Genomic DNA, 12,530 nt, shown 5'->3' with positions numbered 1-12,530 from the left:
AGTCCGAACCTCATTGATGTGCAAAGACTGGCTGATCGCGCCGGAATCGATTTTTTCTTGATTGAGCGATCGGCATTTGAACCCGAGTATTTACAGCAAGATTGGTTAATGCAGAGTGAGGCTCGAGAGCAAGTTAAAACCATCATGACTCAATTAAAACAGGGATTGCAGCCGACGATCGCCACAAAAATGTCAGCTTGTGGGGTTGTGTCTACGGAAAATTATGTTTTGTTAGATACCAAATGTTTATAAGGAAGATATCGATTTCACGGATGGAAATTTCCCCCTCGCCAATTGATGCGATAGGGTTTTTCTTCAAGATACTGGATTCCCCTCGCTCCCAGATAGGGGCGATAGGCCTCATTGTTTTTGAGGTGAACTTGAAAAAAGACAAGACTCAACATTTGATGGTAAGTTTCGGCGATCGGTTCAATTTCTTCCCAAGCAATATTTTGATTCGTGAGGCGATTGAGAACATTTAAAGTGAGGCGAGCATGAGGCAGTCCTGATGTTACTGCCAAATAGCGATCACGATTTTCCGGCAACCATGAAAAAGCGGGGATTTGTTCGATGGCAAGAGGGGTGAGGATATCTTGTTCAGCAGCTTCCCAAAACACGGGTTTGTTCACTTGTGCCAAGCCTTGGGGACCGTAGATACTGCGACTAAAGGGAACAAACGCATAGATCGCTTGAATACGCTCATCTGATAATTTAGGCAAAGAGGAGGACAATTCAAGAGCGCGACATTGGTACAGTAGAGAAATATTTAAAATACCTGACTCAGATACACAGGCTTGTTGTAAATGAGTGAGATCAATCTCTGCTCCTGCTAGGGCAAGGGCAGTGGTTCCCCCAAACGAATAACCAAAGACCCCAACGCGATCGGGATCGAGACGATTGCCAAACCGTTCAGAATTGAGCCTAGCGAGTTCGTCGAGTAGGAAACTGATATCGAGAGGGCGATCCACATATTCTGTAGCAGCAAAGTTTTCTCGGTGCAATCCTTCGTAAAATTCCCTCAACCTCTGGCGATCGCTGCCTGGATGCTCAGGAATCACCACAGCAAATCCGTGAGAGGTTAAATGCCTTGCCAGTTTCTCAAACCGACTGCGCTTGGCTCCCAAGCCATTGGAGATCGCAATAATAGGGCGGGGAGAACGAGAGAGGGAAGACTGGGGAATGTAGAGATCGACGACGAGGTCGCGATCGCGATCGCGATCATAAAGGCGTAAAGTCTGCTTGGAAATCGGCCAATCCCCCGATTGCTTGGGATTTTCCAGAGCAGTAAAATCGATCTCAGATTCGGAGTCTGCGATCTGGTCGGTTTCCTCTGCCATTTGCCATACAATTTGTCGGGTTTCGGCCAGTAAATTTTGCAACTCACTCGCGAGTGCCAAGGCCTGTTTCACATCAATGTAAAGATTGGTGGGCAAATGCTTCACAAAATTGAGAATTGTCAGTCCGTCCGGATCTAAAGCCGCTAGAGTCAGGGCTGATCGCAGCGCATAAAACCCATTCTGTCTCGATTCGGTTTGGATCGTCGTTCCAATTTCCTGTAATAATTGTTGTCCGGAACTCGTGTAAGAAAAACGGTTGGCCAAAACCGGATCGACTTCATAGCGGGCTTGGAGGGCAAGGCGTAGTTGTTGTTGGAACTCGGGCTGTGTTTGGGAGAGTAGCATTTTTAACGTGCCTGCCATTGTTCCCGTCTCGGCAAACTGTTCTAAGTCTTGGCGAGTCACGGAAAACCCAAAAGGGCCGTACTGAAAGTGAATGCGTTCTGCTGCTTGGAGAGGTGTTCCCATAAAGCCACTGACGATCGCAGCGACGACGATCGCACCCCAGCAAGAGCAGCGATTCAGTAAGCCGAGTGCTTTCGGTTGGTTATATTGGTGTCGTGCCATTTCAATGAACAATTATCAATTATCAATGAGCGGGAAGCGGGAAGCGGGAATCTTGATTTTTGAGGTCATCGTGGGTTTTGGGTTTTGTGAATATGGAGGATAGCAGATCGTGAGGAAATTGGAAAAATGGAGTCGGTATTTTATCCGAGGGTTGGTTGCGATCGCTGGCTTTTATCTGCTTCTGTGTTTCCTACTCTGGCGTTATCAAACCCGACTCATCTTCTTTCCCTCTACTCATATTAAAAGTGTTCCCACCGATGTTCGGATGGCTTATGAAGATGTTTTTTTAGCCGTTAGGGAGGATCAGCTTCATGGCTGGTGGATTCCCTCGGACACAGAAAACACACCCACAATCCTCTATTTGCATGGCAATGGTAGCAATGTGGGGGATTTAGTGGCTCGGACTCGGATCTTACAGCAATTGGGATATCGTCTCTTTTTGCTTGATTATCGGGGTTATGGGCGCAGTTCTGGCCCGTTTCCCAACGAAAAACGGGTTTATGAAGATGCAGAAACAGCTTGGCGCTATCTGACCGAAAGGCGAGGGATTCCCCCCCAGCGTATTATCATTTACGGTCGCTCCCTCGGCAGCGCGATCGCATTTCACCTTGCCATTCGCCATCCCGATGCGGCGGGAATCATTGTTGAGAGTCCCTTTCCGTCCATGAGAGTCGTAGCCGCTTCTCGATTGCCGTTATTGCCCGTAGACTGGCTTCTCAACCAACATTTTGACTCCCTCGAGAAAGTGAGGGATCTGCAAATTCCCGTGCTGGCGATTTGGGGAACGGCTGATCGCGAAATCCCCCCCACCTCGAGCCAAATCTTGTATAATGCCATCCCAACTGCGAAAACACGGGTCTTGATCGAAGGAGGCGGACATACCAATCTTCCCCGTCTGGGAGGCGATCGCTATACCACTGCTATTCAAGACTTTATTGAGCAGTACGCAAATTGAGATTGCCGTTCATGAACCCTAGCCAAACCAAAAAGCACGTTCAGATTCCCATTTGGGGCTGCATTGCCTTAATTCTTGCTGGGTTGGGTATCTCCTTTCGGATCGCCCACCTCGATCGCCCCATTTATTGGGTGGATGAAGTGGCAACCTCAATGCGGGTGTCCGGGTACCTGCGGGATGAGGTGGCCCGATCACTGGCAACTGGACTGCCTCTGAGTCCGGCAGACTTGCTCGAGTTTCAACAGATCCGGCGCGATCTCCCTTGGTTTCATCTCTTGCAGGTACTCGGGCAAAGTCCCGAACATAGTCCCCTTTATTTTCTACTGGCGCGAATTTGGGCAGAATGTTTTGGGACTTCGGTGACAGCAATGCGGAGTTTGTCAGTTGGGTTCGGCCTGTTGGCATTGCCAGCTATGTACGGGTTGGGGCGATCGCTCTTCGCGACCCCCCGCCAAGACACGACGGAAGCTGGAAAACTGGTGGGATGGCTGGCGATGGGACTGTTTGCCATTTCTCCATTGTTCGTTGCCTATGCCCAAGAAGCCCGGCCTTATAGCTTGTGGATTTTGTTACTTATATTGTTACAGCGATTTTTATGGCGATCGCTGGAACAAGGCAAGGGCTGGTTCTTTTATACCCTCTGTTTAATTCTTAGCCTTTATACTTCCCTGCTCACTCTATTTGTCGTACTCGGACAGGGATGCGCTGCGATCTGGCTTTATCCCCAACGACGACGAATGTATCTGTTGACAACAGCGATCGCCTTCTTTGTCTTTTTGCCGTGGTGTTGGGTGGCGATCGCAGCTTGGCCGACCTTACAAAACAATACAACGTGGATGCAGATGCCCATGCCCCTCTGGGCAATATTGGGAGTCTGGTTTTACAGTCTAGCCGTCCTCTTTTTTGATGTTCCAGTGGCGGCGGGAATGCCTGCAATCATGGGAATCCAAATTGTTGTGGCGATCGCGACGGTCTCCTGTATTGGTTATGCGACTTATTTTCTCTTGCGTCATGCCCCGCGATCCCTCGGGTTATTTGTGCTGATGGGGGGGATCTCCACGCCACTCACTTTACTCGCCATTGACCTGATTCGCAATGGACAAGCTGCCGCAACCACCCGTTACTTAATGCCAGTACATTTAGGTGCATCGATTGCTGTTGCCTATTTATGCAGCTATTTCACTGCCGATCGAAGGACTTTACCCAAAGCGATCGCTCTCCCCTTTCCCATTCCCGTGGGACGCTTCATCATTGTTGCCATTCTCTCTGTTAGCTTACTTTCCTGTGTTGTGGGTCTCGATCGCACCTCCAACTACCAGAAAAGCCGTAATTTGAGCAATCCTGCTATTGTCCATCTTTTGAACCAAGCGAGATCGCCCCAGTTTCTCGGCGAAGTCGGACAAATTCAAGATTTAATTTCCCTCAGCTATCAACTCGATCCTGATGTCAGCATCCAGATTAGGCCTCCTCATCTTTCCCATGAAGCATGGTTGGAAAACGCGGTTAATCCCCAACAAACCACTTTTTTGTTCAATCCTTCTCCATCCATGAAAAGCGCCGTTCAAACTCTGCAAATCGGCAAGTTGCAACAAGTTTACGAACCCATTAAATTAATTCCCAGTCAGTTAGGTCTCACCCTCTGGATAATTGATAATTGAAATGAATTGGATACAAAAGTTTCTCGCAAAACTCAATCGCCAGCACCATCAATTTGTCGTCAAGCACGGAGAAACGATGCTACGGGCGATCGAGGCACATATCGCCAAGCAATCCCTCATTGAAGATGCTGCCTTTTTTGAGTGCGATCGCTTCCCTTGGATTCCCCAAATTGAGGTCAACTGGCAAATTATTCGCCAAGAAGTCGATGACCTCCTCAAAGTTGTCAATTTTCTGCCCAACTTTCAAGATATTTCCGCCGATCAGTATGACATTACTAGCGATGACTTATGGAAAACCTATTTTTTATATGGATACGGGTTCAAAGCGGAAAAAAACTGCCGTCGCTGTCCTCAAACCACCCGCCTCATTGAACAAATTCCGGGCATGAAAACTGCCTTTTTTTCAATTTTATTACCCCATAAACAGATCCCGGAACATCGCGGACCCTATAAAGGGGTTCTACGCTATCATTTGGGTTTAAAAATTCCCCAATCCTCTCATGCCTGTGGGTTGCGAGTGGGTGGAAAAACCCGCTACTGGCAAGAAGGAAAGAGCCTCATTTTTGATGATACCCGACCCCATGAAGCATGGAATCTCACCGATGAGATCCGTGTGGTCTTATTCGTCGATGTTGTGCGACCCCTACGCTTTCCCTTCTCTTGCTTAAATCGGATGATGATTCAAGCGATCGCTTGGTCTCCCTACGTCCAAGGTAGCAAGCGCGAGGCCATCCAGTGGGAAAACCGTTTGGAACAAATGTCCCTCCTTGCAGCCGAGAATTGCGATCGCTGATGAAAATTGCCACGATTAGTTCAGGATTTTTACCCGTTATAGATGGAGTCACGGTGTCCCTCGATCGCCGTGCACGTTGCCTTGCAGCAAGGGGACATGAGGTTTTGATTCTCTGTCCAGACTATCGTTCCCTTGCTGCCATCTATCCTCACTGGCAAGATTGGATCGGGGAAATCTATCCTAGGGTGCGAGTGGTGGGTTTACCCAGCGAATCCTTTATGGGAGTTGAATTTGAGCGCAACTTAGGACGTGCTGCCAAGGCTCGACTCCAGCAAGAATTACAAGCCTTTGAGCCAGATATCGTTCACGTTGACGAACCCGATCGCATCTTTCTCGGGTTGTGGACAGCACCGGGAGTCGCTTATGGGAGAGCGCAAGGCATTCCCTGCACGGGTTTCTACCATACCAATTTTATCGACTATATTGAGGATTTTTTCCCCCTCCCCGGTCCGGCGATCGCCGCGATCCAATGGGGATCTGCCCAAGTGATGCGGCGAGTTTTTCACGCCTATGACGCAACGTTAGTTTCTAGCCCGAGCGCTCGAGATCGCATTGAAAGAATGGGAGTGCGGAACATTATCTGCGATCGCTTTTTAGGCATCGATCTCGATGCCTTTGTCCCCCAACTCCAAGATCCTCACTTTTTTCAAACCCAATATGGAATCGACGACCTGCAAACCCGAGTAAAATTAGTGTTTGTGGGACGACTGACCCCCGATAAAGGCTGGGGATTTACCCTGCAAGCGCTGCAAGAGGGGGTGAAAAATCAACCCACTTGGCGCGATCGCCTTGCCATCCTTATTGCCGGGGATGGGGAAATGCGAGGGAAAATCGAACGAATGCGACAAGCGATCGGGTTTCCCATCCATCTCTTGGGACGCATTCCACCTGCCGAGATCCCGGCCCTGCTATTCAATAGTGATATTCACATTACTGCCTCGGAAAAAGAAACCCTCGGGTTGACCGTTTTAGAAGCCTTTGCTGCCGGAATTCCCGCGATCGCCCCTCGGGCAGGGGGAGTTGTCACCCTCATTCGCGACGGGGAAAATGGTCTCCTCTTCACCCCCCGTGATCGCGACAGTTTTGAGCAGGCGATCGCACGTTTGGTCGAAAATGCCCCTCTGCGCCGGAAAATGGGGCAACAAGGTCGGCAAGATGCGGTTTCCTATGGCGAAGAAGCCGCCGTCACGCGACTGCTGGAAACATGGCAGGCTCAACTTGCCCGACAGAAAGCCTTATAATAGATTTCGCTTTAATATACTCTCCCTTTAGCGGTCGGTAACTGATCGCTAATAACTGATAACTGTTCCCTGAAATGCCTTCGCGCCAACAATTTGAACCACCCGAACCCATCGCAATTATTGGTATTGGCTGCCGCTATCCCGGTGGGATCAATACCCCCGCCACCTTTTGGCAGTCCATTCGTAACGGGGTCGATACGATTACGGAAGTTCCCCCTTCTCGCTGGTCAGTGGAGCGGTTTTACGATCGCGATCCCTCTACACCCAACAAAGCCAACACCCGTTGGGGAGGTTTTCTAGAGCAAGTCGATCGCTTTGACCCCCAATTTTTTGGCATTGCCCCCCGAGAAGTTTCCAGTATGGATCCCCAGCAGCGATTATTGTTGGAAGTCGCTTGGGAAACCCTAGAAGATGCCGGACAAGTTCCGGGCAACCTGCGGGGTTCAAACACTGGGGTTTTTATTGGCATTGGCACCCATGACTATTCCATCATGCTTTGGCAGCAACCTGTCAACGATCCCTACGCCACGATGGGAACCGGGAACTGTATTGCGGCTAATCGCCTCTCTTATCTTTTCGACTTTAAAGGACCCAGCCTTGCCGTCGATACAGCCTGTTCTTCTTCCTTGGTGGCGATCCATTTGGCCTGTCAGAGTCTCTGGCAGGGAGAATCTGATTTGGCGATCGCGGGTGGAGTCAATATCTTACTTTTACCGACAGTGACCGTAGGATTTTCTAAAGGGGGATTTATGTCCGGTCGCGGTCGCTGTCAGAGTTTTGCAGCAGATGCGGATGGCTACGTTCGCAGTGAGGGGGCAGGTTTATTGCTCTTGAAACCCCTCCATCAAGCGCGGTCAGATGGAAACCCCATTTATGCAGCGATCGCCAGTACCGCAGTCAACCAAGACGGGTGCAGCCAAGGGATGGCAGCACCGAACCCCGAGGCACAAGCGGCAGTTTTGCGAGAGGCTTATCGACGAGCCGGAATCGATCCAACACAAGTCTGTTATGTTGAGGCTCACGGAACGGGGACAAAACTGGGAGATCCTGTTGAGGCATTAGCCCTAGGAGAAGTTTTGGGACGAGGAAGAGCGCCTGATCGTCCCTGTCGGATCGGTTCGGTGAAAACCAACATCGGCCATGCTGAAACTGCCGCCGGAGTTGCGGGGGCCATCAAAGCGGCTCTGATGTTGAAATACCGAGAGATCCCCCCGAGCTTACACTATCACCAACCCAATCCCGCGATCGATTTTGCAACGTTGCGGCTTCAAGTACAGGCAGAATTAATGCCTCTTTCTCAGGAGGAATTTCCGCTTTACATGGGGGTAAATTCGTTTGGATTTGGGGGAACGAATGCTCACTTGGTATTAAAAGAGACACCAAGACGAGAATCTTCTTCTGTTTTGTCCTCTTTCAATCAACTTTTAGTTCTTTCTGCCAAAAGCGAACCCACATTAAAGGAACTGGCTCGACGCTATCAAGCATTTTTAGGAGATGTAGAAAATGTGGATTTGGGGGAGATTTGCGTTGCAGCTAGTACCCAGCGATCGCATTTCTCCCATCGGCTGGCTTGCATTGCGGACTCTCACCGGGGAATGCAGGAACAACTGCAAGGTTGGCTCGAGGGGGAAGCGGGGATTTCGATTTCCGGACGGACGAGCCAACGGGAAGAAGACATCGTGTTTCTCTTCACGGGACAGGGTTCTCAATATGTGGGGATGGGACAAGAACTCTACAAGACCCAGCCTGTGTTCCGCGAGGCTCTCCATCGCTGCGGGGAAATTCTCCAAGCGGAAAATATCGATCTCTTGTCTCTCCTTTATCCCGAGGAGACAAGTCTTGAAGCAGAAGCACAATTGGCAGAAACGGCAAATACGCAACCCGCCCTCTTTGCCCTAGAATACGCCCTTGCCCAACTGTGGCAGGCTTGGGGCATTCAACCGACGGTTTTACTCGGTCACAGTATTGGGGAATATGTAGCCGCTTGTTTGGCGGGAATTTTCAGTTTAGAGGATGCCCTGCATTTAATTGCGGCGAGAGGGCGGCTGATGCAATCTTTACCGAGGGATATTGGGGGGATGGTGGCGGTGCGGGCTGAGGAAAAACGGGTGCAAGAATTTCTCACCCCTCCCTCAGAAGTGGCGATCGCAGCCCTCAACGGGCCTGAAAGTACGGTTCTTTCGGGTCCGAAAGCAGCGATCGCTGGGATTATCGCCAAACTCGAACAAGCAGGAATTGCCAGCAAACCCCTTAAAGTCTCCCATGCTTTCCATTCTCCCTTAATGACCCCAATCTTGGCTGAATTTCGCCAAGTGGCAGAAGCGATCGCTTATGCGCCCCCCAAGATCGAGATTGTTTCGACCCTCACCGGAGATTTCGCAACGGCCGATCTCATCAGTACCCCCGCTTATTGGGTCAATCAGATTCGTCAGCCCGTTCGCTTTGCCCGAGGCTTGGAAACCCTGTATCGTCAAAAGTACGGATTATTTTTAGAGTGCGGCTCTCGTCCCGTGTTATCAACCCTCGGGCAATCGGTTCTTCCTTCTCCAGATTGTCATTGGTTGCCAAGTCTGCATCCTGAAAAAGCCGATCGACAACAGATGCTGTCCGCACTGGCTCAACTGTACGATCGCGGACATTCCCCCAACTGGTCAACCTTTTACCAACATCGATCTTGTGGTCGGATTGCCCTGCCGACTTATCCCTTCCAACGACAGCGTTATTGGTTGACCCCCGAGAAACAGCGATTCACCCCTCCCCCTCCTTCCGGACACCCCCTGTTAGGTTCTCCCCTGTCCACACCCTTAGCGCAAAAACTGTTCCAACAAACCCTCACAGAAGATCGTCCCCCATTTTTGTCGGATCATCGGGTTGGCGATCGCGTTTTGTTTCCGGGGACTGCTTATCTAGAAATGGCCCTCGCCGCCGGAGCGATCGCCCTTAAAACCAAGACCCTGACGCTTCACGCCGTCAGTTTCGAGCGATCGCTTTCCCTGTCAGCGCAGTCTTGTTCCTTGCAAACCATTCTAGATCCTGACGGAAAAACCTATCGTTTTCAGATTTATAGTGCTGGAGAAACCTCGGAAAACTGGACATTGCACTGTCAGGGGAAAATCCTTCCGGCTGAGAACGTCACCAACACCGCGATCGCCCTCGAGCCATTGCAACAATCCCCAACTAAAGTTACCACGAATCCCTATCCCCACTGGGAACAGGTTGGCCTGCAGTATGGGGCGGCATTCCAAGGAATTTCTAGCTTGTGGTGTGGCAAAGATCGGGCCTTGGGGAAAATTCAACTCACCGAAGCCATAGAGAGCGATCGCGCTGATTATATCCTGTACCCCGCTCTATTCGATGCTTGTTTACAGGTGGTCTTAGCTGCGATCGCCGATGTCAGCGATGCCTATGTGCCGATCGCAATAGATTCCCTCCACTGCTATTCCCCCTTACCAAGGTCGCCAGAATCCTACCTTTGGAGTGACGTGCAACTTCAGCCTGATCGGAGCGATCGATCCCTTGTTACGGCAAATGTGCGGATTTATGATGCAATGAGTCGCCTCTTGGTCTCCATCGACGGTTTATCCTCCCGAGCCATTCAAAGCGATCGCCTAGCAACCCCTTGGCAAAATTGGCTGTATCGAGTGCAATGGATTCCCGTTCCCCCCATCAAGAGTTCCCCCCCAACCCGATCAGGAGATTGGTTGATCGTTGCCGACTGTCCCACCCGCTTACAAAGAATTGTTCAAACCCTCAGCGATCGGCATTATTCCTGTATTGGCCTGCTGTCCGACAGAACCGAAACGCCACAAGGAAACCCCCCGTGCATCAATTTAGAGAACCCCGATCATTGCCAAGATTTATGGACGCAGATATCCCGCGATCGCCATTGGCAAGGAATCATTTATGCAATCCAGCCGAGTTCTGAGGAAGAAGATAGTGAGACATTGAGCGATCGGGTGCGCCAAACCTGTCAGGGGTTATTGCATTGGGTGCAAGCCTTGATTGCCTCTCCCAACCTTTCCGATTCCTTTCAACTCTGGGTCGTAACGCAGGGCGTACAGGGGATTTTAGGAACAGAATGCGTCTCCCTCTCCCAAGCCCCTCTGTGGGGAATGGCTCGGACTATTGCCCGAGAACATCCAGAATTAAACTGTCGTTGTCTCGATCTTGACCCAGAGAGAGAAGACTACCAAAGTATTGAAGACATTTTACTCGCTTTGGACTCTCCCTCCCCGGCCACCCAAATCGCCTATCGTCAAGGAATCCGCTACGAAGCTCGTTTGCACCCTGCACCGTTCCCCCCCTCTAGAGAAGTCTCGACCGCCTTACAACTCCAGATTCCCACCCGAGGCAGTCTCGAACAGCTACAATGGCGCACTGTATCCCGTCGTCCCCCGGAAGCGGAAGAAGTCGAACTGCGGGTCTTAGCAACGGGCTTAAATTTTCGTGATGTGTTGAATGTCTTGGGAGTCTATCCCGGAGATGCAGGCGCTTTGGGACTAGAATGCGTGGGGGAAGTGGTGGCGATCGCTGAAACCGTCAAAAATGTCAGTGTGGGGGATGTGGTGCTGGCAATTTCCGGGAGTAGGACAGAAGGCAATGCCCCCGCCAGCTTCAGCCAATTTATCACTGTCCCTGCCGCTTTGGTCGTACCGAAACCAACGAATTTAACCCCAACAGAAGCTGCAACCCTTCCTATTGCTTTCCTCACGGCTGATTATGCCCTGCGTCAGATCGGCAAGATTCAAAGGTGCGATCGCGTTCTCATTCACGGAGCCGCCGGAGGCGTAGGACAGGCCGCTGTGCAGATCGCCCAACAGGTCGGGGCAGAAGTCTTTGCTACCGCTTCCCCTCAGAAATGGGAGCAACTGAGACAGCAGGGCGTTCGCCATCTCTTTAATTCTCGCATTCCTGACTTTGCTGACGAAATCAGGACAAAAACCCAAGGAGAAGGAGTTACCTTAGTTTTGAACTCCCTAAGCGGAGAAGCAATTCCCCAAAGTTTATCGGCTTTAGGGAAGGGGGGACGGTTTCTCGAAATTGGCAAAACGGGGATTTGGTCAACCGCAGAAATGGCAAGTCAACGGCCGGATGTAGACTATCACATCATTGATCTTATGGCCGTGACTCGCGATCGCCCCCTCGAAATCCAAGCCTTACTGAGTCAGATTGCCGATCGCCTGCAAACGGGTCAACTGCATCCCTTACCCTTGCGTTCTTTTCCCAGCGATCGGGCGATCGAGGCATTCCGATGGCTACAGCAGGGCAAAAATATCGGCAAAATCGTCATTACGCCTCCCCCCTGTTCCCAAGATTCAGTGCCTCAGTCTCCTCTCGATCTCCATGCCAGTTACCTCATTACTGGTGGACTCGGGGCATTAGGATTGCATTTAGCGCAATGGCTGGGCGATCGCGGGGTTCGCGCTCTCATTTTAACCGGACGAAATGCCCCCTCAGAACAGGCACAACAGGCGATCGCAAAACTCATCCAAAGGGGAATCGCGATCAAAATCCTCACCTTTGACCTAGGGAATTTTTCAGAAAGCAAAACCGCCCTCTCCCCCTTCCTCAATCCCCAAACCTCTCCCCTTCCTCCTCTCAAGGGCATCTTTCACCTTGCCGGACAACTGGATGATGGGGTGCTGCAACAACAAACATGGGCGCGGTTTGAGACAGTGATGGCGGCTAAAGTGCAAGGAACATGGAACTTACATCAGTTAACTCGAACTTTAAACCTTGATTGTTTTGTTCTCTTTTCTTCTGCTGCCGCTTTGCTGGGTTCCGCAGGACAAGCCAATTATGCCGCCGCCAATGGGTTTCTCGATGCGATCGCTCATTTCCGCCAGCAACTCGGACTTCCTGCCCTGAGTATCAACTGGGGGGCTTGGTCAAATACGGGGATGACCGCTAAGACTTATGTAATTCACCGCTTGGCGCGATCGGGAATCCAATCTCTTAAAAAAGAGATTGGCTGGGAGA

The 12,530-nt window shown here is 50.8% G+C and carries 6 protein-coding genes and 1 pseudogene; 6 read left to right on the top strand and 1 reads right to left on the bottom strand.

Annotated elements, in window-relative coordinates; translation table 11 throughout:
* A pseudogene (locus VB714_RS19590) lies at positions 1 to 252 on the top strand (hypothetical protein); the annotation flags it as partial.
* A gap of 14 nt (positions 253 to 266) precedes the next feature.
* On the opposite strand, the gene VB714_RS19585 reads toward VB714_RS19590, so the two are convergent.
* Entirely contained in the window at positions 267 to 1,904 is a 1,638-nt protein-coding gene (locus VB714_RS19585; RefSeq protein WP_323226353.1) for an alpha/beta hydrolase, read from the bottom strand.
* A 109-nt stretch (positions 1,905 to 2,013) separates the two neighbouring features.
* Between VB714_RS19585 and VB714_RS19580 the strand changes: the two genes are divergently transcribed.
* From VB714_RS19580 to VB714_RS19560, 5 genes are all read left to right on the top strand, one after another.
* Positions 2,014 to 2,859, top strand: coding sequence for an alpha/beta hydrolase (locus VB714_RS19580; protein WP_323226352.1), 846 nt, complete (start codon positions 2,014 to 2,016; stop codon positions 2,857 to 2,859).
* 11 nt (positions 2,860 to 2,870) lie between these two features.
* The gene (locus VB714_RS19575) at positions 2,871 to 4,517 is read left to right on the top strand and encodes a glycosyltransferase family 39 protein (RefSeq protein ID WP_323226351.1); all 1,647 of its coding nucleotides are present in this window, start codon (positions 2,871 to 2,873) and stop codon (positions 4,515 to 4,517) included.
* 1 nt (position 4,518) lies between these two features.
* Positions 4,519 to 5,310, top strand: coding sequence for an aspartyl/asparaginyl beta-hydroxylase domain-containing protein (locus VB714_RS19570; RefSeq protein WP_323226350.1), 792 nt, complete (start codon positions 4,519 to 4,521; stop codon positions 5,308 to 5,310).
* The gene (locus VB714_RS19565; protein WP_323226349.1) at positions 5,253 to 6,551 is read left to right on the top strand and encodes a glycosyltransferase; all 1,299 of its coding nucleotides are present in this window, start codon (positions 5,253 to 5,255) and stop codon (positions 6,549 to 6,551) included. The genes VB714_RS19570 and VB714_RS19565 overlap by 58 nt, the downstream gene beginning before the upstream one ends.
* Positions 6,552 to 6,625: 74 nt before the next feature.
* On the top strand, positions 6,626 to 12,530 hold a 5,905-nt coding region (locus tag VB714_RS19560), incomplete at its 3' end, for an SDR family NAD(P)-dependent oxidoreductase (protein WP_323226347.1).

The sequence above is a fragment of the Spirulina sp. 06S082 genome, from assembly GCF_034932145.1.
Classification (GTDB): Bacteria; Cyanobacteriota; Cyanobacteriia; order Cyanobacteriales; family Spirulinaceae; genus CCY15215.
The sequence above is the reverse complement of the archived record's forward strand: the minus strand, read 5'-3'. Positions and strand labels throughout refer to the sequence as shown.

Excerpts from the sequence above, each read along its gene's own strand:
- VB714_RS19585 (WP_323226353.1), bottom strand. The coding sequence starts at position 1,904 with ATGGCACGACACCAATATAACCAACCGAAAGCACTCGGCTTACTGAAT.
- VB714_RS19575 (WP_323226351.1), top strand. The coding sequence starts at position 2,871 with ATGAACCCTAGCCAAACCAAAAAGCACGTTCAGATTCCCATTTGGGGC.
- VB714_RS19570 (WP_323226350.1), top strand. The coding sequence starts at position 4,519 with ATGAATTGGATACAAAAGTTTCTCGCAAAACTCAATCGCCAGCACCAT.